This window comes from Corynebacterium sp. c3Ub_189 (assembly GCF_039907195.1).
GTDB lineage: Bacteria > Actinomycetota > Actinomycetes > Mycobacteriales > Mycobacteriaceae > Corynebacterium.
On record NZ_JASBOF010000004.1, the window covers coordinates 73,941 to 99,125 of the forward strand.

At 59.9% G+C, this 25,185-nt stretch carries 17 protein-coding genes; 6 read left to right on the top strand and 11 right to left on the bottom strand.

Features of this window, described 5'->3' with window-relative positions; translation table 11 throughout:
* Nucleotides 1–20 precede the first annotated feature (20 nt).
* Nucleotides 21–764, top strand: coding sequence for a class I SAM-dependent methyltransferase (locus QKD99_RS03190; RefSeq protein WP_347950690.1), 744 nt, complete (start codon nt 21–23; stop codon nt 762–764).
* Between the two features lie 45 nt (nt 765–809).
* Here QKD99_RS03190 and QKD99_RS03195 read toward each other — a convergent pair whose 3' ends face one another.
* Nucleotides 810–2,633 carry a phosphoenolpyruvate carboxykinase (GTP) gene (locus QKD99_RS03195; RefSeq protein WP_284868431.1) on the bottom strand — a complete coding sequence of 608 codons (1,824 nt, stop codon included), beginning with the start codon at nt 2,631–2,633 and terminating at the stop codon, nt 810–812.
* Between the two features lie 349 nt (nt 2,634–2,982).
* Between QKD99_RS03195 and trmB the strand changes: the two genes are divergently transcribed.
* Genes trmB through QKD99_RS03220 form a run of 5 tightly spaced genes read left to right on the top strand, consistent with a single transcriptional unit; the run spans nt 2,983 to nt 7,862 of the window.
* Entirely contained in the window at nt 2,983–3,759 is a 777-nt protein-coding gene (gene trmB, locus QKD99_RS03200; RefSeq protein ID WP_225746315.1) for a tRNA (guanosine(46)-N7)-methyltransferase TrmB, read from the top strand.
* Nucleotides 3,760–4,353, top strand: a complete 594-nt coding sequence (locus QKD99_RS03205) for an NYN domain-containing protein (protein WP_286687899.1) — start codon at nt 3,760–3,762, stop codon at nt 4,351–4,353. It begins immediately after the preceding gene.
* Between the two features lie 12 nt (nt 4,354–4,365).
* A complete protein-coding gene (locus QKD99_RS03210; protein ID WP_347950691.1) occupies nt 4,366–6,519 on the top strand; it encodes an MMPL family transporter in 2,154 nt (717 codons plus the stop codon).
* Nucleotides 6,520–7,536, top strand: coding sequence for a YbhN family protein (locus QKD99_RS03215; RefSeq protein WP_239278584.1), 1,017 nt, complete (start codon nt 6,520–6,522; stop codon nt 7,534–7,536).
* A complete protein-coding gene (locus QKD99_RS03220) occupies nt 7,533–7,862 on the top strand; it encodes a DUF3054 domain-containing protein (RefSeq protein WP_239278585.1) in 330 nt (109 codons plus the stop codon). Before QKD99_RS03215 ends, QKD99_RS03220 begins: the two co-directional genes overlap by 4 nt.
* 189 nt (nt 7,863–8,051) lie before the next feature.
* On the opposite strand, the gene QKD99_RS03225 is transcribed toward QKD99_RS03220, so the two are convergent.
* From QKD99_RS03225 to QKD99_RS03270, 10 genes are all read right to left on the bottom strand, one after another.
* Complete coding sequence (locus tag QKD99_RS03225; protein ID WP_297552335.1) at nt 8,052–9,608, bottom strand: acyl-CoA carboxylase subunit beta; 1,557 nt, start codon at nt 9,606–9,608, stop codon at nt 8,052–8,054.
* A complete protein-coding gene (locus tag QKD99_RS03230) occupies nt 9,583–14,289 on the bottom strand; it encodes an alpha/beta fold hydrolase (protein ID WP_347950692.1) in 4,707 nt (1,568 codons plus the stop codon). Before QKD99_RS03230 ends, QKD99_RS03225 begins: the two co-directional genes overlap by 26 nt.
* A 79-nt stretch (nt 14,290–14,368) precedes the next feature.
* Nucleotides 14,369–16,081: an AMP-binding protein gene (locus QKD99_RS03235; RefSeq protein ID WP_347950693.1), complete on the bottom strand. Its 1,713-nt coding sequence runs from the start codon at nt 16,079–16,081 to the stop codon at nt 14,369–14,371.
* A gap of 59 nt (nt 16,082–16,140) precedes the next feature.
* Entirely contained in the window at nt 16,141–17,055 is a 915-nt protein-coding gene (locus QKD99_RS03240; protein ID WP_284766623.1) for a cutinase family protein, read from the bottom strand.
* A 22-nt stretch (nt 17,056–17,077) separates the two neighbouring features.
* Nucleotides 17,078–17,512 carry a hypothetical protein gene (locus tag QKD99_RS03245; RefSeq protein WP_347950694.1) on the bottom strand — a complete coding sequence of 145 codons (435 nt, stop codon included), beginning with the start codon at nt 17,510–17,512 and terminating at the stop codon, nt 17,078–17,080.
* A 2-nt stretch (nt 17,513–17,514) separates the two neighbouring features.
* Entirely contained in the window at nt 17,515–19,461 is a 1,947-nt protein-coding gene (locus QKD99_RS03250) for an alpha/beta hydrolase-fold protein (protein WP_297552331.1), read from the bottom strand.
* Between the two features lie 138 nt (nt 19,462–19,599).
* Nucleotides 19,600–21,000 (bottom strand): NAD-dependent succinate-semialdehyde dehydrogenase, encoded by a 1,401-nt coding sequence (locus tag QKD99_RS03255; RefSeq protein ID WP_239278591.1) that lies wholly within the window; start codon nt 20,998–21,000, stop codon nt 19,600–19,602.
* A 21-nt stretch (nt 21,001–21,021) separates the two neighbouring features.
* Nucleotides 21,022–22,167, bottom strand: coding sequence for an HNH endonuclease signature motif containing protein (locus tag QKD99_RS03260; protein WP_347950695.1), 1,146 nt, complete (start codon nt 22,165–22,167; stop codon nt 21,022–21,024).
* Nucleotides 22,168–22,327: 160 nt separating this feature from the next.
* A complete protein-coding gene (locus QKD99_RS03265) occupies nt 22,328–23,341 on the bottom strand; it encodes an alpha/beta hydrolase family protein (protein ID WP_347950696.1) in 1,014 nt (337 codons plus the stop codon).
* A gap of 137 nt (nt 23,342–23,478) precedes the next feature.
* Nucleotides 23,479–25,173, bottom strand: a complete 1,695-nt coding sequence (locus tag QKD99_RS03270) for a hypothetical protein (protein WP_347950697.1) — start codon at nt 25,171–25,173, stop codon at nt 23,479–23,481.
* Nucleotides 25,174–25,185 lie beyond the last annotated feature (12 nt).

The window sequence follows — 25,185 nt, forward strand, 5'->3', positions numbered from 1 at the left end:
AGGTATTAGCCTAGTGGGTTATGAGACATACCCGTGAGATGGCCACGCTCCGCCGCTCCATTCAGCTGCTATGTTCCTTCCGCTTTGAACAGACGCGCCCGGAGATTTTTTACGGCGGGCTCGCGGAGGATACGGCCGCGCTGGTGGAGAACCTCGGCCGCGACCTGGGCGTGCAGCTTTCTGGGGCACGGGTGCTCGATGTCGGCGGCGGCCCAGGCTATTTTGCGGACGCCTTTGCCCGGCGCGGCGCCCGCTACGTGGGATTGGAGCCGGATGCGGGCGAAATGTCGGCGGCCGGTATCCACTTGAGCAATTCCGTGCGCGGCGATGGCACCAACCTGCCCTTTGCCGATAATTCCTTTGACGTGGTCTATTCCTCTAACGTGGCTGAGCACATCCCCAATCCCTGGGATATGGGCGAGGAGATGCTGCGCGTAACCCGCCCCGGTGGCCTCACCATCCTGAGCTACACGGTGTGGCTTGGCCCCTTTGGCGGCCACGAAACCGGCCTGTGGGAGCACTACATTAGCGGCGAGTTTGCCCGCGACCGCTATACCCGCCGCCACGGCCATCCGCCCAAGAATGTCTTTGGCACCTCGCTTTTCGACGTCCCCTGCTCCGCCGGCCTTGCCTGGGCTAAGAGCACCGGCGCGCTCAAACTCGCCTTCCCCCGCTACCATCCCAGCTGGGCTTGGTGGCTCACCCGTGTACCAGGGGTGCGGGAGTTTGCGGTGTCTAACCTGACGTTGGTGTTACAAATGTAGCCCCCAACAACGCTGACGTCGCTGGGGGCTAGTTAAGCCTGGTTCTTAAGAGGCGTTTTCTACGCGCTCCTTCAGGGCGTGGAACTGGTCCCACACCTCGGACGGCACGCGGGAGCCCAGGAAGTTGAGGTAGCTGGCGTTATCCTGCATATCGCCTTCCCAGTCCTTCGGGTTGACGGCAAGAGCGGCGCGAACGTCCTCGATATCGAAGTCGATGCCCTCGAGGTCGATATCCTCGGCGCGGGCGGTGTGGCCCACGACGGTTTCCTCGGCCTCAACGTTGCCCTCAATGCGGTCAATGATCCACTTGAGCACGCGGGAGTTCTCGCCGAAGCCCGGCCACAGGAAGCGGCCGTCGTCGCCACGGCGGAACCAGTTAACCAGGAAGATAGACGGCATGCGGTCGCCACCCTTTTCACCCATATCGATCCAGTGCTGCAAGTAGTCACCAGCGTTGTAGCCAATGAACGGCAGCATAGCCATCGGATCGTGGCGCAGGGTGCCGACGCTGCCCTCTGCTGCAGCGGTCTGGCCGGAAGCCAGCAGGGCACCGATCATGGTGCCGTGGTTCCAGTCGAAGGCCTGGGTTACCAGCGGAACGGTGGTCTTGCGGCGGCCACCGAAGAGGATGGCGTCGATCTTCACGCCCTGCCAGTCGTCGTACTCCGGAGCGGCGCTCGGGCACTGAGAAATCGGGACGCAGTAACGAGAATTCGGGTGCGCTGCCTTTGTAGAAGATTCCGGAGTCCAGTCTTCGCCGGTCCAGTCAATGAGGTGCTCTGGTGCCTCCTTGGACATTTCCTCCCACCAGACATCGCCGTCATCAGTAAGCGCAACGTTGGTGAAGATGGTGTTGCCCGGCTCCATGGTCTGCATGGCAATCGGGTTGGAACCGTAGTTGGTGCCAGGGGCCACGCCGAAGAAGCCATTTTCCGGGTTAACTGCGTAAAGGCCGTCCTCACGCAGGTGCAGCCAGGCAATATCGTCACCGACGACCTCAGCCTTCCAGCCCGGAATGGTCGGGGTAATCATGGCCAAGTTGGTCTTGCCGCACGCCGAGGGGAAGGCGGCTGCAACGTGGTACTTCTTACCTTCTGGATTGGTGAGCTTCAGGATGAGCATGTGCTCAGCCATCCAGCCTTCTTCCTTTGCCATGACAGAAGCGATGCGCAGCGCGTAGCACTTCTTCGCCAGGATGGCGTTGCCGCCGTATCCGGAGCCGTAGGACCAGATTTCCTTGGTTTCAGGGAACTGGGTGATGTACTTGGTGTCATTGCACGGCCACGCAACATCTTCCTGGCCCGGCTCTAGTGGGGCACCCACGGAGTGCAGGGCGTGGACGAAATCGCCGTCGGTACCAATCTTGTCCAAGGCTTCCGCACCCATACGGGTCATGATGCGCATGGAGAGCACCACATAGGCGGAGTCAGTCAACTGCACGCCCAACTTCGGTTCCGGATCGCTAATCGGACCCATGCAGAAGGGAACCACGTACATGGTGCGGCCCTTCATGGAACCACGGAATGCTTCCGTCATCTCCTCCTTCATCGCAGCAGGCGGTGCCCAATTATTAGTAGGACCAGCGCCATCTTCGTGCTCGGTGCAGATGAAGGTGCGGGATTCCACACGGGCAACGTCGGAAGGGTTGGAGCGAGCCAGGTAGGAATTAGGGCGCTTTTCCTCATTCAGCTTGATAAGCGTGCCCTTTTCCACCAGCTCTGCGGCCAAACGGTCAGCCTCGTCCTGGGAGCCGTCTACAAAGACCACCTGGTCCGGCTGGAAGAGCTCAACGTTCTCGCTGATCCAGCCGATAAGCTTTTCGTTTTTAGTCGGCAGCTCTCCGACGAGCCCTGGGATAGTGGCGGTCATTAGTATTTCTCCTGAGGGTGGGTATGAAAATTGGGGAAATAAATCCCCAACTGTGCCTTTCACCTCAAGATTAACGTGCTTGTCCGAATAATTTGCGCAGATTTTGCCACACCGGTTATATCCACCGCGTTTACCAGAACTTCACCAAGCGCAACCACAGATACTGTGTTAAAAATCGCCTTTTCCCATCCCCCTGTCTGGGGGTCTATTACCCTCCCCAGCGGCAATCAAAACGATCATCTTCCACCCCCAACCGGGACCACTGGTTATACCCGGATTGACCTCGCCACACGTGACCCACGGCGCGGCGTATTGCTTGACAGGGCTAAGCAGGGAAAAATAGGCCGCAATGAATAACACAGATAACTCTCAAAACACCCGCGCTGGAGAAATGCCTCCAGGTCGCCCACCACAGACCGACTTCAATGCCGTATTCAACAACGAGCTCGACTACCCACGCCTAGGCAACGTCACCTTCCGCCGCGGCACGCTGACCGAAAATCAGCATGAGCTTTTTGAAAAGCGCTGGCCAGAACTAGGCCGCACACTGGAAGACGAGGTCATTGACCTCGACGCCTGGTTTGGCCGCAGCGGCGCCAAGACCATCGTGGAAATCGGATCCGGCACGGGTACCTCTACCGCCGCCATGGCGCCGAAAGAAGCCGATACCAATATCATCGCCGTCGAACTCTACAAGCCGGGCTTGGCCAAGCTACTGGGCCAGATCGAGCGCGAGAGCATCGACAATATCCGCATGATTCGCGGCGATGGCATCGAGGTCATGGTGCGCATGTTTGCCCCGGAGTCCCTTGATGGCATCCGCGTCTTCTTCCCGGATCCCTGGCCAAAGGCCCGCCACCACAAGCGCCGAATCATCCAGTCGGGCACACTCAATCTTTTTGCTTCCCGCCTGAAGAAGGGCGGCGTGCTGCACGTTGCTACCGACCATGCCGGATACGCCGAGTGGATCGATGAGCTTGTGGACGTAGAGCCGAGCCTGGATTACAAGGGCTGGCCGTGGCCAGAGTGCCCGCAGTTGGTGGACCGTCAGGTCATCACCAAGTTTGAGGGCAAGGGCCTAGATAAAGAACACGTCATCACGGAGTATCTCTGGGAGAAGAAATAAATGAGCACCTACCTACTTGTCTGGGATGCGCCCAATATGGACATGGGCTTAGGCTCCCTGCTCGGTGGCCGCCCCACCGCCGCACACCGCCCGCGCTTCGACGCCATCGGCCGCTGGCTGGTACACCTTGCCCAGGACGTTGATGCGGAGCCACGCGCCGATGTCTTTACTAATGTCACCCCGGGCGGCGCCGATGTCATCCGCCCATGGGTTGAAGCCATCCGCAACGTGGGCTTCGGCGTTTTTGCCAAGCCCAAGATCCACGAAAATGATGACGTGGATCCGGATATGCTCGACCACATCGAAAGCCTCCGTGAGGATCTAGCCGGCGTGATTGTTGCCTCCGCCGATGGCCAGAATTTCCAGGAGCCTTTGGAAGAGCTCATCGCGGAAGGCCTTCCGGTGACGGTCCTCGGTTTCCATGAGCATGCCGCGTGGGCCGTAGGCCACGCAGATATCAATTTTGTGGACCTGGAAGATATCGAGGGTGTATTCCGGGAGCCGCTACCGCGCGTGAACCTGGATAACCTGCCCGAGGGTGGTGCATGGCTGCAGCCATTCCGTCCCCTGGCTGCGCTGCTTAATAACCGCTAGGAGGCTACCCCGATGTTTGAAAAATGGGGACGTTTTTCCTATGCGCACCGCCGGCTCATCCCCGCCATCATCGTCGTCGCGATCCTTGCGCTCTTCATCGGCTTTGGCTTGCAGCTCGAAGACCGCATGAGCCAAGAGGGCTGGGAGGATCCCAATGCGGCGTCGACAAGCGCGGCCCAGATCGAGCAGGAAGCATTCGGCCGCGATAACTCCGGCGATGTCATCTTGCTCTTCCACTCCCCCGATGAGAACTTCGACGCCGCCAAGCAGCACTTGGCGCAGTTGAAATCGGAGTATCCGGACCAGATTGACTCGGTGACCAGCTACTTCGACACGAAGAACCCGAACCTGGTCAATGCTGATCATTCGCTGGCCTTCGCCGCCATCGGGCTGAAAGGCGATGATGAGCAGACGCTGAAGGATTTCCGGACCATCGAAGGCGCGCTCACGGATACCACCGCACCGGTGGAGATTGCGGGTGCCACCGCGGTTGCTGATGCTCTTGATGAGGGAATGTCCCACGATATCTCCCGCGCCGAAAAGGCCGCCCTGCCGCTGGTAGGCATCCTCCTGCTGGTGGTCTTTGGCTCCGTCGTCGCGGCCTGCATGCCGCTGGTGGTCGGCGGCCTCTCCATCTTGGGCTCTTTGGGCATCTTGTCCATCCTGGCCGGCTTCTCGCAGGTCAATGTCTTTGCCCAGGCCGTCGTCACGCTGCTGGGGCTTGGCCTAGCCATCGATTATGGACTCTTTATGGTCTCGCGCTTCCGCGAAGAGCTGGACAAGGGCCGCTCCACGGAGGAGGCGGTGGCCACCACCACCGCGACAGCCGGTCAAACTGTGGTTTTCTCCGCGGCCATGGTCGCCGTTGCGCTTTCCGGCCTCTTCCTCTTCCCCCAGGCCTTCCTGAAATCCGTGGCCTATGGGTCCATTTCTGCGGTCGGCTTGGCCGCGCTCCTTTCGGTCACCGTGCTGCCGTCCATTTTTGGCATGCTCGGCTCCAAGATCGATACCTGGTCCGTACGCCGTACCTCGCGGACGGCTCGCACTATTCAGGACACCTGGTGGTATAAGCTTCCGCGCTGGGCCATGCGCCATGCCCGCGGGCTGACCATCGCCGTATGCGGCCTGCTCATCGCGCTTACCCTGCCCGTCATGAGCATCACCTTCGGTGGCATCAACGAGTCCTACCTGCCGCCCGACCAAGACACCCGCGTGGCACAGGATAAATTCAACGAGGAGTTCCCAGCCTTCCGCACGGAGCCGGTCAAGCTCGTGGTGGAAAATGCCTCGAACCAGCAGCTTGTCGACGTCGTCATGCAGGTCCGCGGCCTCGACGGCCTCACCGAGCCCATGGCGCCGACGACTGCCACCAAGGACGGCACTACCGTCCTTTCCGCCGGCATTGAAGACCGCGATGATTACGCGAAGATTGTGCACGAACTGGAAAAGGTCAAGGCCCCTGAGGGTGTGAACCTCTACGTGGGCGGTACTCCCGCCATGGAGGTGGAGTCCCTCGATGCACTCTTCCACACGCTGCCGTGGATGGCGCTCTACGTGGTGCTGGCTACATTCCTGCTCATGGCCCTTGTTTTTGGCTCCTTTGTACTGCCGCTCAAGGCCATTGTGATGACGTTGCTGACCTTGGGCGCAACGCTGGGCATCCTGACGTTAATGTTCGTTGCCGGCCTGGGCTCGGACATCCTCAACTTCACGCCCGGCCCGCTCATGAGCCCGATTTTGGTGCTCATCATCGCCATTGTCTACGGCCTGTCCACCGATTACGAGGTCTTTTTGGTCTCCCGCATGGTGGAGGCCCGCCGACGCGGTGCTTCCACCGACGAGTCTATTGCGGCCGGCACCGCGCATACCGGCGGCATTATTACCGCAGCGGCGCTCATCATGATCGTGGTCTCCGGCGCTTTCGGCTTCTCCGATATCGTGATGATGAAATACATTGCCTACGGCATGATTTTTGCCCTGCTTATCGACGCCACCATTGTCCGCATGCTCCTCGTTCCGGCCGTCATGCACTTGCTGCGCGAGGATAACTGGTGGGCCCCTAGCTGGCTGCGCCACGCCACCACCACTTTGACTGGCGGTGCGACGCACCGCGGCAAGACTGTTCCCTTCACTGAACTCAAAAAACGCCTCGAAGGGGGTAAGTAAGTGAAGAATTGGCTGCGCCTCATCGCCTCGCTCATCGTCCTGCTGGTCTTGGTTTATGTCTTCCGCGATGAGCTGGACTTCCTGCGCGAAGGCTTCTCGCGGCTGTCCCACTCCGATCCCGCTGCGATAGTACTCGTAGTCATCGCCTCCATCGTGGCGGTACTCGCCATGGGCGAGGTCATGCGCTTGCTCATTCGAGCCGGCGGCATCAAGGTGCCGGCCGCAGAAACCGCAGCACTGACGTTGGCCGCTAATGCCTGGTCCACCACTCTTCCGGCTGGCCCGGCCTTTTCCGCCATCCTCACCTTCTACGTGCAGCGCACATGGGGCGCGTCCGTCATGCTGTGTGGCTGGTTCTTCGTGCTGTCCTCTGCAATTTCCACGATGTGGCTCGTGCTCATTGGCTTGGGCGGCGTGCTCTTTCTGAACGCGGATATGGCGCTCTGGTCCCTCATCGGCACCTTGGTGCTCATGCTGGCGCTTTCTGGCGGCCTCTTCTGGCTGACCAATCACCCGGATAAAATCATTCGCTGGCTCAACCGCCAGAAGCTCATTAAAGGCTCCAAGCGCGAGGCCCTCGTAGACCAGGTCAAGAATCTGGAAGAGGTACACCTCACCCGCCGCCAATTCGCCTGGGTATCTTTTTACTCCCTGGCCAACCGCCTGATCGATATGGTCTCGCTATGGGGCTGTGTGTGGGCCGTTACCGGCCACCTGCCAGCGCTGCACGCGGGCGAGGACACCACGACGATGGCCGGCGTGGCGCTGGCCTATCTCACCGCTAAGCTTGCCGGTTCCGCTCAGGTCACGCCGGCCGGCCTCGGTACGGTGGAAGCCGCGATCATCGCCACTCTTGTGGCCACGGGTATGACCGCGGTGGACGCTACCGGCGCGGCCATCATCTACCGCCTTATCTCCTTTGCCTTGATCACCATCATTGGCTGGCTAATCTACTTCTGGCACTATGCCCGCAAGGGCATTACCTACGCCGCCTTGAACCGAAAGGAAAACGCATGAGAATCGCTCCCATTATCGATATCATCGCTCTGATGCTCTTCGCCGTGGCTGCCCGCCTCGCCCACGGCGGATTGAGCTTTTCCACCTGGGTAGATGCCTTTTGGCCCTGGGCCGTAGGCGCGCTTATCGGCTGGGTCATCATCCTGGCTACCAAAGCGCAAGGCAAGTGGAAGGAGGGCGGCATCGTCTGGCTGAGCACCGTCGTAGGCGGCATGGCCCTGTGGATGCTCGTCAACGGCCGCCTGCCGCACTGGAGCTTCCTTATCGTAGCGACGGTGATGTCCGCACTATTTTTCTTTGGCTGGCGGCTTTTCGCCCGCAAATAAAAATAAGGAGGGTTTAACCCTCCTTATTTTTTTGCTCCACTTACTTGGAGATTACCGGTACGCCTGCCTGATTGAGAATATCAACGATGAAACCGATAAGTTCGCTGACGATATCCACAGCGCTAGACAAAATCATAAATAACTCCTTCACTAGGATTAGCTCTTTATATGCTATCCAAGCACAAGGCATTACATCGGCGCAATAGTGTGCTTCTTCGGCAGATCGCTTTCCTGCTTGGTGGCCAGTTGGCGCAGTGCCTGACGGAGCGCCAAGCGCGACTGATTCGGCTGAATCATCGCGTCTAGATAGCCGCGCTCGGCCGCAACATACGGAGCCGTCATGGTCTCATCGTAGAAGTCCATGAACATCTTCTTGGTCATCTCTCGCTGTTCCGGGGTCTCGGCTGCTTCTAGCTGCTTACCTGCAATCATCACCACGGCAGCGGCCGCACCCATCACGGCGATCTGCGCGGTCGGCCACGCCAGGTTGATATCACCGGTCAGGTTCTTCGAGCCCATCACCGCATAGGCACCGCCGTAGGCTTTGCGCACGATGAGCGAGACCTTTGGCACGGTGGCTTCCACCACGGCGAAGGCAAACTTGGCGCCGCGGTGGATAAGTCCCACCTTTTCCTGTTCCACGCCCGGCAGGTAGCCCGGGGTATCCACCACAAAGACCAGCGGAATATTGTAAGCATCGCAGATGCGGATGAAGCGCGCGCCCTTATCGGCGGCGTCGGCATCAATGCAGCCCGCAAGGTGCATGGGGTTATTGGCCACAAAGCCAACGGTCTTGCCATCGATGCGACCGAAAGCGGTGATCATATTGGGCGCGAAGTTCTCCTGAATCTCAATGAGATCCTCGTCATCGCCCAACTGAGTCAACAAGTCCATCATGTCGTAGCCAGCATTGGTGTCATCCGGCATGAAGGCATTGAGCTCTTCGTCTTCGGCCACTTCGGCGTCGGCAGGCGCAGCGAACTCCGGCGCCTCATCAAAACAGGTCAGCGGCAGGTGATCGAGGAGATCGCGGACCATATCAAAGGCGTCGTCCTCGGAAGGGACGACCGCCGAGACGTTACCGTTGAGCTCCTGCTGGCGAGCACCTCCCAGCTCGGCGGAGGTGATGTCCTCACCGGTAACCTCACGGATGACGTTCGGGCCGGTGACATACATTTCTGCTTCCTCATCCACGGCAATGACAAAGTCCGTGGTCACAGGAGCATAGACGGCGCCACCGGCGGACTTGCCCATCATGATGGAAATCTGCGGGCTGCGGCCGGACAGCGGGAGCTGGCGGCGGGCAATCTCGGAATACATGGCCAGCGAGGTGACTGCATCCTGAATGCGGGCGCCGCCCGAATCCTGAATACCGATGACCGGGCAACCAATCTTGATGGCCATGTCCATGACCTCGGTGACCTTCTTGCCAAAGGTCACGCCGACTGAGCCGCCGTAGACGGTTTTATCGTGGGCGTAGATACACACTGGGCGGCCGGAAATGCGGCCATAACCGGTGACCACGCCATCGGAATAGATGGCGTCAGGGTCACCTGGGGTCTTGCCCAAGGAGCCGGTTTCGACGAAGGAACCCTCATCCAGCAATTCATCGATGCGTTGACGAGGCGTGGTGCGCCCAGCCTCGTCGCGGCGCTTGCGGGAGCGCTCACTGCCTGGGTCCTGCGCCTTGTCCAGACGCTCGCGCAGGTCAGCGAGTTTCTCAGTGGTTGTCTGCTTGGCCGCCACGTATCTTCTCCTCGATCCATTCGTCCATATGCTTGCCCACGATGCCGATGGCCGGCTCGTCGGGCACTGCAAGGTGATCACCTTGCAGCTGCACAATTTCTAGATCCTTAACGATAACTCCCCAACCGCCGTCGGGGTCAATCTCAGCGTAGCGCGGCTCCAGCTCAATCGCACCGTCGTGCATACGCTCGGAACGGAAAAGCAGAACCGGCACGGTGACATCGGCCCAGCGATGGAAGTCGATCTTGGCCAGAATCTGGTTATCCACGAAGGAAGCACGCTGGTGCTCCAGTACGCCGGCGGCAAGGCCGTGCTCAGAGGCGTCGGTAGTAGCGAGGAACTCCGCCAGCATGGTCATGAGCGCATCCTCGCCCATGGTCTCTAGCATCTCGTACGGCGGCTCGAAGTCCAGGCCGTAGGTCGTCTTAGCAAAGGCCGCGTAGCGCTCCCACCGGGCACGGGTTTCTTCCGGGGTATCCGGCGCTGGGTTCGACGGCTGGGTGGTATCCAGCAGCGCGATGAACGCCACATCCACCGAGTCTTGGCCGCGCTGGGTGCGCTGATGCAGCTGATAGGCCACCTCGTAGGCCAGCGCGCCACCGAAGGACCATCCGCCGAGCACGACCTTGCGGCCGCGAGCGTAGTGCAGGATGTCCTCGATATAAGCCTCAGCGCGCTCCTCCAGCGAGCCCTCAATGCGCTCTACGCCGTAGACTGCCACGTCCTCGGGCAGGCGGCGGGTCAGCGGCTGGTAGACCACAGTGGTGCCGCCAGCTGGGTGGAACATGAATACGGCAGGACCATCAGCCTCGCGCAGGACGCGGATATTGCCTTCTACCTCGGTCTCCAGTCCTTCCCGGACGAGGTCGGCCAAAGTCTCTAGCGCCTCAGCCTCGTGGACCTGCTGGGCGGTGACCTCGATGCCGGCACGCTCGGTGAGGCGCTCGGCGATCTGGGTCGCTACCTCATCGCTTACCTCAGGCAGCGCCGAGGTAACGCCCGCAGCTGCCTTACCGGTAAAGGTAGCCCACGTGCCAAAGACCATGCGCTCCGAGGCATCGCGCGGGGCAACGCCGACGCCCTGGCCGGGTTCGTCTTCTTCTGGTGCAGGAGTATCCGCAGAAGCAATGTCGCTGGTATCCACGCTGCCGCCGGCTACGGCCTCTTCCACCATGGCAATGACGTCGGCCAAAGAGGCATCACGTAGCGCCTGCACCTGCAGCGGCGGAATCTGGAAGTCATTTTCCACGCGGTTCTTAATGCGCATGCCCATCAGGGAATCCAAGCCCAAGTCAATGAGCGGCAACTCGCGCGGCAAGTCAGAGACGTCGTAGCCCATGGATTCCGACACGATGAGCGCGAGGCGGTCTTCCACGGTTTCCTCCGCAGGATCCCAGCGTACGGCATCAACTTCTGCGGTTGCTGCAGGCTCGCTTTCAGGCACATCGGCCACGCCCGGGATGGGCGCCGCGCCCAAGTCCAAGGCGGAGGCAAAGCCTTCCGCCAAAAGCTCGGTCTGCGCACCCCGGACAGCGTAGACGGCCACGGACATGCCACCGATGGACTGGCTTACCACCGTGGTGACCTCACCGCGCGGTGGCAGATCGGCATGCTCCTCGGTGGCGATGATGCGCGCCCCAGGCTTGACGGCCTCAGCCGCGGCCTCCACGATGGCCAGCGCGGATGGTGCCTGGTCCGCATTGGTAGAGAAGGCCACCTTTCCCTCTGGCAGGTTGACGCGTGCGCCCGGCAGGCCGGATACGCCGGCCGACGGACGCGCGTTGGTCCAGAAGCGCTGGCGGTTGAACTGGGTATAGGGCGCCTCCACGCGCGCACCAGAGCCAAAGACCGCGCCAAAATCTACCGGCATGCCGGCGACATAGAGTTTGCTGAGCAGATCCAGCAAGGACTCGGTGGGATCTACCTTGCGCTTCAACGCATATAGCAGCTGTGCATCGGCCTTGCCCACGGCGAAGGCGGTGGACATGAGGCCCATCAGCGCTACCGGGTTCGGTGAAATTTCTACCAGCTGGGTGTGGCCGGCGTTGAAGGCCGCCTCGGTGGCATCCTGCAGGTAGACCGAGTGGCGGGTCATGCGCAGCCAGTAATCCTCATCGTGCACGGTGGTACCAGGACGATAAACCTCGCCCTTATCTACGGAGGAAAACAGCGGGGTGTGCAGCGGCTTGGCTTCCATGCCGGCGATGGCTGCATGCAGCTCGCCCAGGATGGGGTCCACGGCCGAGGTGTGCCCGGCGGCCTTCACGTTGAGCGCACGGGCGAACTTGCCCTCACCGTCGAGCTTTTCCACCAGGTCCAGCACCTCTTGGCGAGGGCCGCCCACGGTGGTCATACCGGGTCCGGTATACACGGCGGGTTCGATATTGCCGTCGAGCGCGGCAATATCCTCGGCCGAGAGCTCTACGACGGCCATGGCTCCTTGCTCGGCATCGCTTAGCGACGCCTCACCCTCACCCATCAACCGCGCGCGGTGGCAGGCAATAACCATGGCGTCCTCTGCGGAGATGCCGCCTGCGGCATAGGCCGCGGCAATCTCGCCCATGGACATGCCCATCACGCCGGCCGGGCGCACGCCAAAGGAAGCGAACAGGTCCGTCAATGCAATCTGAATGGCGGTAATGGCCACCTGGGCGGTCTCGGTGTCATAGGTTTGGGCATCGTCGTTGACGATATCCAGGATGGACCAGCCGGACTCAAAGTCCACGATGGCATCCAGCTCTTCCAAGCGGGCCTTGAACTGCGGCGAGATCGCAATCATGTCCTTAGCCATCTTGCGGTGCTGGGATCCGAAACCGGAGTAAACAAATACCGGGCCCGGAACCTGCGGGGAATCCGCAGCGGCGATGCCAACGGAAACCTTGCCCTCAGCCACCTGGCGCAGGCGCTTGACTGCTTCCTCGGTGGAGCTAGCCATCACGACGGCGCGGGAACGGGAGTGGTTGCGGCGGGCGACGGTGCGGGCGACGTCGACAAGCGCGGGCTTTTCCGCTTCAATGAAGTCTGCCAACAGGGCCGCAGCGCGCGCCCGGCGCGAAGGCAAGAGGCCAGAGACCGGCAATGCCACCGTTTCGGTGGAAAGCTGGGGCTCGCGCTCGGCCGGGGTGCCGCGGTAATCGGTGAGCACAACGTGTGCATTGGTGCCGCCGAAACCAAAGCCGGATACGCCAGCGACCTTGTGGCCGGAGTACTCGGGCCACTCGCGTGGATCCTCGACTACCTCGAGATGCTCGGCCTCGAAATCGATATAGCGGTTCGGCGCCGAGTAATTGATATTGGCCGGAATCACGTCATTGCGCATGGCCTGGATGACCTTAATGAGGCCTACCACACCCGCGGCGGATTCGGAGTGACCGATATTGGTCTTGGCCGAGCCGAGCAAAATAGGAGTATCGACCCCACGCCCCGCGCCGAGCACGCGGCCTAGGGCGGAGGCCTCGATCGGATCGCCCAGAATGGTGCCGGTGCCGTGGGCCTCGATATAGTCCACGTCCTGTGGATTTACGCCCGCATCAGCATAGGCGCGGCGCAGCACATCCTCCTGTGCCTCCGGGTTCGGGGCGGTCAGGCCATTGGAGTGGCCATCGGAGTTGACGGCCGAGCCCTTGATGACGGCGAGGATATCGTCGCCGTCCGCTTCCGCGTCCTCCAAGCGCTTGAGCACGAGGACGCCGGCGGCGTCGGCACGCACGATGCCATCGGCGTCATCCGAAAAGGCGTGAATGGCGCTCGTTGGAGAGGTAACGCCCAACTCCGAGAACGCCGTGGACGCATGCGGGGCGGCCAGAATATTCACGCCGCCGGCCAGCGCCACGTCCGCGCTTCCCGTGCGCAGATCCTTCATCGCCTGGTTCACCGCCACGAGAGAGGAGGAGCAAGCCGTATCCACGTTGATGGAAGGGCCGCGGAAATCCAAGGCATAGGAAATACGGTTGGCCACCACAGCAGAAGAAATGCCAGTTAGCGCATACGGGTGCATCTCGGCGGAATCCGCGCCGATGAGCATGCCGTAGTCATTATTGGTCGATCCCATATACACGCCGGTCTGCGTGCCACGCAGCTCATTGGCGGGAATACCGGCGTTTTCTAGCGCTTCCCACACCAGCTCCAATAGGATGCGCTGCTGGGGATCCATATTGGCGGCCTCAAGTGGGGACAGGCCAAAAAATTCCGCGTCAAAGGAGGCGATGTCTTCAAGGTAACCGCCATCGGTATTCTGCTGAGCGATCTTCTCACTCATGACCGGATCGGCGGAGTACTCGGACCACCGGCCCACTGGCAACGGGCCGGTGCCTGCGCGGGATTCCGCCAACATAGACCAGAACTCTTGGGCATTCTTGGCGCCCGGGAAGCGGCCGGAAAGACCAATGACCGCAACGTCGGATCCCTGCGCGATCCGCGGGGCGTGCTCTTCTGGTTGGGGCGCCGCCGGTGCGTTCAGCAGGCGGTCCGCCAGCAGCTCGATGGTGGGATACTCATATGCCACGGTGGCATCGAGGCGGGTGCCCAGAAGGTTTTCCAGCTCGCCGGATAGCACTACAGCATCCCGCGAGGAGAGGCCATAATTTTCCAAAGGCTTGGAATCTAGGATCTCTTCGGCGGAAACACCGGTGGCCTGGGCGACCCAGTCACGCAGCCATGCTCGCAGTTGCTCGATGGTCATAAAAAGGTCTTTCGTTACGGAAAAATACTAAATGGCGTAGGGGTATATCGCTATATTTTGTCACTTTGTTAGCGATATATCAGAATCCCACATAATTCTTCTTGGCTACGCGGCGCGCAATCTTGCCGGAGGACGTGCGGTTGATTTCGCCAGGCGCCTTCCACACGATGTCATCCGGAGTGATGCCATGGTGGGCAGTGACCGCGGTGCGAATGGCCTCGGTTGCCTCGGCATCGCCGGACGGCTGCGCATCATCGGCTCGCTCCACCAGCAGGACGAGGGACTCAGAGTCATTGCCTTCCACGGAGAAGGCAGCAACGGAATCCGGGCGAACCTGCGCGGAAGCGGCTTGCACCGTGCCCTCAATATCCTGCGGATAATGGTTGCGTCCAGCAATGACGATGAGATCCTTCAGGCGGCCGGTGATATACAGTTCCCCATCCACGATGGCCGCCAAGTCTCCGGTGGCCATCCAGTAATCGTCTTCCGGCAGGCCATCCTGTTGACGCTCACCCAGGGTATTGCGGAAGGTCGCAGCGGTTTCCTCTGGGCGGTTGAGGTAGCCGGTGGCCATGTTGGGACCGTGGACCCAGATTTCTCCGATAACGCCGTCCTTTACCTCGGCGCGAGTTTCCGGATCCACAATGGCGAGGTGCTGGTGCGGAACGCACTGTCCATTGGAGGCATAAGCAACGGTGTCATCGGATTTCTCCTCGATGACTGCACGACCTGCGGCTAGCTCCGCGCGGTTAAAGTGCGAGATGACCGGGCGCTTGTCAGTTTGCGGGGTAGACACAATAAGCGCCGCTTCTGCCAGACCATAGGACGGGCGCAGTACGGAACGGTCCACGCTGAAGGCATCGAGGAAGGAGTCCACGGCCGATTCGGTCACCGGCTCGGAACCGATAATGATGCCGCCCACGTGCGAGAAATCTGCATCCTTGGCATGGCGAGCGGCGAGTTCCAAGGCAAAGTTCGGGATGGCGGCATAGGTGGCCTGCTTGCCCGCGGTGAGGCGCCGGACCCAGCGATCCGGGTGCTGGATGAAATCGCGCGGGGTCATCATCTCGAAGTCGAGGCCCAAAATGGTGACGAATACGGCAAGGATGATACCCATATCGTGGTGCATCGGCAGCCAAGAAACGATGCGGGCAGGCATCTGCAGCTGCAGTGCCTGGAAGATCTGCGCCACGTTGGTAATAATCGCGCGATTGGTGAGCTCCACGCCGGCCGGGGTGCGGGTGGAACCGGAAGTGTACTGCAGGAAAGCAGTATCTTCTGCGGTTCCCTCCACAGGAGTCCAGGAGGAAGCCAAAGAATCAGGAAGGGCGTCGAGGGAAATGATGCGCGGGCGCTCGCGTTGAGCGGAAAAGTACGTGCGCACTGCCGCCGCCGATACGCGGTTAGTCACCACGATGGACGGTTCGCAGTCACCAAATACGGCCTTGAGGTGGTCCGAGTGCCCCGGTTCGTTGGGGTCATATAGCGGAATCGGCACCATGCCCGCATATAGAGCGCCCAAGAAGCCGAAGACGTATTCTGGTGAATTACCAGCCAAGATAGCCACGCGGGTACCAGGCTCTGCCACCTGCTGCAGGCGCGCCGCCACCACCTTGATGCGGTTATTGACCTGTGCGCGGGTGAGCTCCCGGCAGGTTTCTTCCTCACCGTAGATCCACTGGCGCATCACCACGCGGTCTGGGTCGGTCTCCGCTTGGAAGAGCTTCTCTGCCAACTGGGCCAAGGTGAACTCGGGCGCTAAGAACTGCCCCATCTGCGCTTTTAGATCCATCGATTCTCCTTAGGTAAATGGTTTCGGTAATAAAACTATCGGAGTTGGGGGAATGGTTGTTACGCGGCGTCGATAAGCTGGCGGGCCCAGCCCACGACCCACTGGTTGGCAGTCGTGCCATCGATAACGCCACTATTAGAGGCGTACTGCGCATGCACGCCATTCGCGGCAATCAAACCCTGCGCGCGCTCTAGCGCATTAGTCACGTTTGGCGGGGCATCACACACCGAATCATTGGGCGCACAAATCTGGAAAGTGCGATCCGCGAGGCTACCGAACCCATTCTGGCGCGCACCACGCATGGAAGCCCCCGGCACGATGGGCTGAACCAATCCGGATACCGGCTGAAGGGCAATTTCAGCACCCACGCCGCCCACCTTGCGGCCTGGGTTTTGCCCGACGCCATTTTGGCGGCGGCCGTCAGCGATAAGGGCCACGCCTGCGATGTTTTCCGCCGGGACCACGCCCTGGCCGCCACCAATCTCATCGGCAACGTCGCCAGCAATCACGGCACCCTGAGAAAAGCCGCTCACAATGAACTTGGTAGCTGGGCAGCTTTGGTGAACGCTACGCAGCTCGTCATTCATCTTGGCGGTTCCCTCATTGCGGGAATCGTCGTAACTCATCTCATGTTGCGCATTAATGTTTTTAAATTGCGCGGTATAGGGAAGGGTCCAGACCTTCACGTCGTCCCCGTAGGCCTCCTGCAGCGGCTTCGTAATAGACAACATGAACGAGCGCGGGTTCGCAGAAGGATTAATGGGGTCGTCGTCAGCCGCGGACTCCCAGGTACCCGGGGCAGAAATGAACTCCACACGGGGGCACCACTCGGGCTGCTGCGGTTGCGGCGGCGCAGCCTGCTCCGTGGTGTGCGGAGCAGGGGAATCAGTGCCTTGGTTGAGGTAACGCGACGCGCCCACGCCGATGACAGCTAAAACGACGAGGGCCGCGACAACGGTAATAGTTTTTCGCATGGATTAGTTGTACCAGGTAAACCTAGCAAATCCCTGAACGTGCGGAATCCTTGATGAGCTGGGAAAGCTCCTCAAAACTCTGCGTGGCGCGCTGCTGCTCGATGAGCTGGCCAGCAACCGCAGAAATGGTGACCTCATTCTCGTCACAAGCCGCTTTGCCGGCTCCAAGGAGCTGATCCTCTACGCCATCGACGTTAACGCCGGCGTCCTTGAGCTTGTCCAAGTACTTGGCGTCCTGTTCCGGCACCTCAGCGGACGGGATTTCAGAGATCTCACGTGCACCGCGGTCTTCTTGCGACTTAGAGGTGGCACTCTCCGAAGAAGAGGAAGGGGCCTCGGACTCCCGCTCGAGGGGCGCGACCTCGGTTTCTTGCGGCGGTTCGCTATCCACCGTGGCGGAATCGCAGCCCGCAAGACCCAAGCACAGCGCCGCGCCCACAACTACTAGCTTGCGCATTGCTACTTCTTCTCGGTCCGAACCTGGCCGAGGACCTCACTGATCTTGCCGTGCTGGAATTCCTGGCTCAGGCCGCCAGCGGCAATCTCGGAATAGTCAGAAGTAGGCCAACCGAACTCGCCCTGCTCCCAGCCAGCCTGGCCCCAGCGGTCCATGATCTTGCTCTTCAGAATGTAGTGCGCACCAGTCTTCGGGGACCAGTAGATGCTGCCCTTCTCAAAGGTTTGGAAGAAGCCGCCGTTGACGGCGTTCTCACCGGACGTCGGGAAGCCAAGCGCAGATTCAGCGCCGCCCATGTCCTTGTACTTGGCGCCGATAGCACCGTGGACTACCTGGTTGGAGCCATCCGGATTACGGGTCAGGATGCCATCCTGGAATTCCTGCATGTAGCCCTCGCCGACCTTCTTAACCGAGCCGGTCGGGTACTTCAGGTCGCCCTTTTCGTAGCCGTTCTTGCCCCAGGCCTGGAACATATCACCGGTAATCTCCCAAGCACCGGTCTCCGGGGACCAGTAGATGGAGCCGTGCTCGAAGTGCACGAAGCGACCCTTGCCGTCCGGGGTCTTAGACTCACCGGTCTTAGGGAAGCCCAGCCAGGAGGTGGGTCCGCCGATTTCGGCGTAGCGAGCGCCAATGCGGCCGAAGAGGGCGTGCGCACCGGTATCCGGGGACCAGTAAGCGGTACCAGACTCGAAGTCCTGGGCCTTGCCCTTCTTGGCGACGTCGTACTCGTTATTCAAGCAAGAGCCAATGACGCCGCTCTTGGTTTCCTTGGCGATGGCACCAATGGCCTCACAGTCCGCACCGCGATCAGCCTTGTCCATCTCGAGGGCATCTGCGATGTAGGGCCATGCCTGCTGCATCTCAAACTGCCAGTATTCCCAGCTGTGCACGCCGGATGGGCGGAACTTAATCACTGGGTTAATCTTGGCGCGCTTTGCGTAGTCCACATAGGTTTGGGTGGACATGCGGGAAATGACCTCCAAGCCCATGCCGGCGAGGTTTGCTTGACCCTTGGCTACGGAGTTGGCGTTGCCAAAATCGTCCTTGCCCGAACCTGCAGAGACATAGACCTTCATGTCCTTCAGGTTTTCAATGCCCAGCTTCGGATCGTGGTCGATCCAGTTTTGGGAACCTGGCTCGCCCCACATCTTGCGGGAATCATAACCGCCGGCATCGCGCTGCGCAGCCATAATGGCTTCCGGCATGCCGCGCGTAGTGGTGTCCAAGTAGCCGGAGAAGGAGCCCACGAAGTTGAACAGGTGTGGGTTACGCTCAGCCAAGTTCATCGCAGCGGTGCCGCCCATGGACAGGCCGGTGACCGCACGCTTGTGGTTCGAGCGGTACTCATTGTCCAAAATAGGGATCAATTCCTTGGTCAGGAAGGTCTCCCACATGTAGCGCTTACCGCGGTCTGCCTGCTCCCAGTCCGAGTAGAAGGAAGATTCGCCGCCTACCGGCATAACTAGGTTGACGTTACGGTCAGCGTACTGGTTCAGAATATTGGTCTCGATGGTCCAGCCGGACTCATCGTCACGGGCACGCAGGCCGTCGAGTGCCCATACCTCTGGGAACTTCTTCTCCGGGTGGGAGTACCAGTCACGAGCCAGCTGGATCTGCACCTTTTGCTCTTTATCCGGCATCGCCGCGGACTTGATGTAGACCATCAGGTGGCGGTTGGTCAGGTACTCCACACGGTTGATCTTCACGCCCTCCGGCAGACCCTTAACATCCGGGTATTCGGTGTTCAGCGGGGTGCGGGCGGGCGGTTCCTTCGGTGCGAAGTGATCGGACAGGCTGGAATCGCCGCCGATGGCGGAAGAGAGATCGCCTACGGAAGATTGTGCGGTGGCGTTTGGCAGCAGAGCCAAACCCACGGCAATAGCGGTAGGTACTGCGGCCACTGCAAGGCCCTTGCGAGCTTTGCTCGGGGAAGTGCTTTTGCGCATAGGTAAACGTCCTTGAAGATTTGCCGCGGTACCTTTCCGAGGGTTCCCCTCCCCCCGGACCGATGCCTGCGGCGTGAGCTGTCTATCGTGTGCTCAAGTTTAAGTTGAACTTGAGACTTACGCTAGACTGACACGCCGCTACATTGCCGGGGAGTTGCCCGGGTTATCCTGTCCGCTCACGCGGTACAGGTGCTCGTTGACAAACTCGCCGACACCCCAGCGTGCCAGCTCGCGGCCGTAGCCGGAGCGGTTCACGCCACCGAATGGCAGGCCTGCTGCGGTTACCGACGCCTCGTTAACAAACGTCATGCCATCGTTGAGCTGGTTTGCCACCTCGAATGCGGCATCCAGATCGGTGCCCCACACGGAGCTGGACAGACCATACTCCGAGTTATTGGCAATCTCGATAGCCTCTTCAACATCCTTGGCCTTGTAGACAATAGCCACAGGGCCGAAGATCTCGTTGCAGCCTACGTCGGTGGATGGGTCGACGTCGGTAAGCAGCGCAGGCTCCATGTAGGCGCCCTCGCGGTCAATCTTCTTGCCGCCTACGCGAATCTTGGCGTCGCCGTTGGCCGCGGCCTTTTCCAGGCGCTCCACGATCTCATCGCGAGCATCAATGGAGGACAGCGGGCCAATGTCGGCATTCTCGTCGTCATAAGTGCCGACCTTCATGTCCCCAATCTTCTTTTCCAGGTACTCCACGGTGCGGTCGTAGAAGTCCTCCAGAACGATGAGGCGCTTTGGCGCGTTGCAGGCCTGGCCGGTGTTGTACATGCGGATCAGGCTGTACTGATCCAGTACCCACTCCAGGTTCTCATCATCAATAACCAGGAACGGATCGTTGCCGCCCAGCTCCAGCACGGACTTCTTGTAATTTTCACCGGCGGTCTTGGCCACGGCAGAGCCTGCAGCCTCCGAACCGGTCAGCGAAACACCCTTGATGCGCTTATCCGCTACAAAGGCATCCATCTGGGAACCGGAAGCGTAGATGTTGATGTACGCGTCCTTCGGTAGACCAGCCTCTTCCAGGATGTCCTGGCACGCCTGGGAAGACAGCGGGCAGATGGAAGCGTGCTTGAGCACAATAGTGTTACCCAACAGCAGATTAGGCGCCGCGAAGCGGGCTACCTGGTAGTACGGGAAGTTCCACGGCATGATGCCCAGCAGTGGACCGATCGGCTCCTTGCGCACTACGGTCTTGTCGGCATTCTGTGCCGGCAGGTACTCGTCGGCAAGCAGCTCGTGCGCGTGCTCGGAGTAATAGCGGTAAATATCGGCAACAATCTGTACCTCAGCCTTGGCCCAACGGGTCAGCTTGCCCATCTCGCGGCCGATATGATCGGCCAATTCATCAATGCGCTCTTCATAAAGATCAGCCGCGCGGGACAAAACCGCAGCACGCTCCTCGATGCGAGTGGTCCGCCATGCATCGTAGGCCGCAGTGGAGCGGTCTAGGATGTCATCACGCTGCGAATCATCGATACGTTCAAACTGGTCTTCACTCTTGCCTGTGTTTGGATTCTCAATAGCAAACATGCGCCCCTGTATAGTCCCAACTCACAAGCCTTGCAAAGATCCCCTCCTAAGCTTGAGGAATCGCTCCCACGTCAGCTTCCAATGAATATTCCGGGGCGCCAGAGGACCTGCCGCTCGGTCCACCTCATAAGTACCATCCTCAAACATCCAGACAATATCTCCGGTAAACGGGTCCATGATGTATCGCACCCGACCATCCGTCTTCACGTTATGGTGATGCTGACACAAGCTCACCAGATTTCCCACACTGGTAGGCCCTTTGTCGCCGTACTCCACGCGGTGATCCAATTGACAATAGTGCGCTGGCATTGAGCACCCTGGCCACCGGCAGGTCGCGTCCCGTCCCTGCACCCAGGCACGGATTTCCTCTGAGGGGACATACTTTTTGACGTCCTCGGCGGTTAGAGTTCGCACCGCAGAGTCATGTGCTAAGTCCTCCCCCAGATCGCACCATCCCGCGCTAGGAATAAAGACGCGGTAAGGATCCTCCCCGGTGCGATAGGTGTTAATCACCACCTTGGTACTAGTGCGGTTAAAGATCAGATTTTCCAGCGCCTGCGCCTTTGAAACTCCGTCTTCTGCTGCCGCTTTATCAACATGCCGGGAGATTGCCGCCGCTGTGGCCTTATCTGTCTTCAACACGATCGTGGCTTGTCCACCCGAATAGGACACCGATACTGCGCGCTCGATCTGCGCCGACAAATCTGGCTTCAGCAGCCCATCAATGAATCCGCGCAGGAAATTTCGGATTTCCGGTTCCGTCGGCACGTGCTGTCCTGGGTCTTTGGGCGTGAGGAAATCTGCCAAGGCCGCATCAACCAGTTGGATCTGCGCTTCGTCCTCGCCGAGGGGGCGCAATTCCACGTCAATGACTTGGAGTCGCGGAAGGTCCAAAATCCAGTGTTCCGTTTGCACTGCGGTAGTAAGCGGCAGTTCGCGCATCCGAAAGTGGGCTTGGATTGCACTTGATACCCGCCACCGCGAAAGACCGAGCCTCTTAGACAATACGGCCAGTGTGCAATCAACGTCGTCTTCTAACTGTGGCAGCACTGCCTGGAACAGTTGCCATGATTGAATTCTTTGCACCATGGCCATGACACACACGGCGTCTTCCAGGTCATTGGTAGAAAAATACGCCTGTTTTGGTGGTGCGGTAGCAGTAGTCACAAAAGCTCCCCCTCTAAATAATTTCGCACACCCAATCGAACTGACACCCATAGAATACCGCAATGCCGAGACACCTGCAATAGTTAGACGAATCTTTGTGCGATATACAGCGCAAAAGAAAATCCCCCTTCCATCAGGAAGGAGGATCAGGCCGCGAGAATTACCAAGCGTTCATGACGTTAAGTACCTGTGGCTTAGAGCGGTTGAGCTGGTAGCCGAACTGTTCCCAGTTGTGCAGACCCTGTGCTGGGTAGTCCACGGTCGGGTTCAGGCCCTGCAGGCGAGCGGCGCCTTCCCACACGCGGGTGGTGATATTGGAGCCGACCTCAAGTGCGGCACCTGCCGCTTGGTGCTCCGGCAGGTAGTGGCTATCGCCGGCGCCTGGGACACCAGAGGCTGCGGAGATGTACAGGTTGGTATTGCGCAACTTCGGGATAAGCAGCAGCGGATCGTTCTGGAAACGCTTCGGGTTAAACAGGGAACCGTACATAGCGTTGATATTGAACCCGCCCGCATCCAACATGGCTAGACGCATGAATGTCTGTGCACCGGGGACAGTTGTAGTCAGGAAGCCGGAGTAGGACAGCGCCTGACGGAACTGGTTCGGGTGCTTAGCGGCCAGGGTCAGAGCAGCACCGGCGCCCATGGACAGGCCAGCAATGGAGTTGTTGTTGCGGGCAACACCGAAGTTGCGCTCCAAGTAGCCAGGCAGCTCGCTGGTCAGGAAGGTCTCCCACTTGTAGTTGACCGGATTTTCCAGGTCGTAGGTAGCGGGACCCTGCCAGTCAGCATAGAAGGAAGCGGCACCACCGACGGGCATAGCGAGGGTGATGTTGTGCGGCTCGTAGGTCTTGGCAGCATTAACGTCATTTACCCATGCGTTTGTGCGCTCGGTGGCACGCAGGCCATCCAGCAGGTAAAGGGCAGCATTGCCGCCACGCTTTGCCGGCTGAACCTGCACCGGAATGGTGCGGCCCATAGCCTGGGACCAAACGTCGCAACGCTGGACCCACCAGCCGACCTTGTCCCACTCACACGTACCAGTGGCGTCACGGCGCAGCCAGTCGCGGTTGGCTGCCTCTGCCGGCTGGGACCCCGCCACGACGGCCAGGCCCATAGCTACGGCAACTGCCATGATGACTGAAAGGACGCGACCCTTGATGGATGCAGTCATCTTTCTCCTTCAAACTACTCGGTGATTGTCACTAAGTTCTATCGTCCGGAACCTGTATACCGTTAACGTCACGGATCGATAACAATGTCACAGAATAGTGTAACTTAGGTTCCCCCTAAAGTCTGCATTTAAAGGGATTAATGCAGGTAGTCAGAGGGATTAGAAGAAAAAGTGAGGGTCCGGCCATCGGTCAGGGAGAATTTAATATTTTTCCAGAAACGGTCCCAAGTTAGGGGTTCCCTGTATGTGGCGAAGAGTTTCTGAAAATCGGCGTCGGCAAGCGCGGCGCGAGCCTTGGCTGCCTCGTACTTATCAATCCACGCCGGGATCTCGTCGATATCGGCCGCGGAATCTGCCACCTGCCACGACATATCCAAGCTCTTGTCGTGCCCAATGCGCCCGCCCTCGATGCGCGGCTGGCGCGCCGCCAAAGGGTTGCTGAGGCCGATATTATCCAGCACGCGAATATCCAGCGGCGCATTCATGGAAGACAGGCCCAAATTGAGCAGGTAAACGGTCGGCGGATCGGTGCGCGAAGGGTCCGCAGGCGTGGCCGTCCACGAGAACCTATCTTCGCCCTTGATATAGCGGAAGGTCATGGCGTCGCCGGCCTCTAGCTCGTCGATTCCCTCCTGGTAATCCTCCATAAACTTGGCACCAAGGAACTCTTCGGCGCGCATGGGAGGATCCTGGCGCTGGGTAGCATAGGTCCAGAAATCGCGCTCGTCCACGATGGAAATTTCATCCGCATAGATGCTGCGATCCACCGGATGGCCGCGCAGAACGATAACCAGCGCCCACACCGCGCAGAGGACGGAGACGATCCACATGCGTACGCTAACGACAAAAATCGGAAGCAGAAACGCAAAAAGTGGCAGCAGCAGCATGCGGCCGTGCATAAAGTCTCCACCCACACGCAAGACGTAAAGCGTATGGATGAGCGCCGCGCCCACAAAAAGATACGTGGCAGTGGCGGTGGATCGCAGAGCCGTGGGGCGCAGGTCCGCCTTCCACAGACCCGCAATGGCAAGCACGACAAGCGGCAGGAAGAGCCAGTACGGTCCGGCGAAATCAGCTAAGTAGCTAAAGCCCTTGCTCCATTCGGAACCCGCCGCGGACTTGGCCACGGCCGTGTGCGGGGTCAACAGGCCGTAGTAACCCATGCGGAAAATCTCATAGGCCAACGGCAACGGCACTGCGGCGGCAAGTATCTTCCACCAGCGGTGGGATACGAGCAGCACGATTCCCACCAGGCCGCCGTACAGGGCGAGCTCTGGGCGCACCAGCCAGGACAGTCCGGCCCAGAAGGCGAGCCAATAGGCGTCGCTATTGCTCCCGGAGTGGCGGCGCGGGCGCGACCACCGCAGCAACAGCCACCACAGCACCGCAAGGTAGAAGATGCACAGGCCCCATTCCAGGCCGGAGGTAAAGAAATCCCGGGCCGGTGGCAGGGCCAAATACACAAGTGCGCCGGCCGGAAGGACGGCGCCAGAGCGCATGCTTGCCGACGCCCCCGTGCCGACAACCATTGCCGCTACCGCCAAGAAGAGGCCCAAGTAAATGGCGATGCCTTCCAGGTTTGCGTGGGAGACCCAGCGCACGAGGAAGATGAGGTACTGCCATAGCGTGGAAGTATTGGCCTCCACGCGCTCGCCCATATTGAACACGGGCCCGTTTCCAGCTTCGAGATTGCGCACGGTACGCAGGACGATGAGGCCGTCATCGGAAATCCAGCGGCGAGCGAAGCCGCCCCAGAAAGATAAAACACCGATCACAAGAACGGCCGCTGGGGTACTCCAGCGGGCGATACTCTTGTGGTCGATGTTAAGCACGGGGAGAAAGTT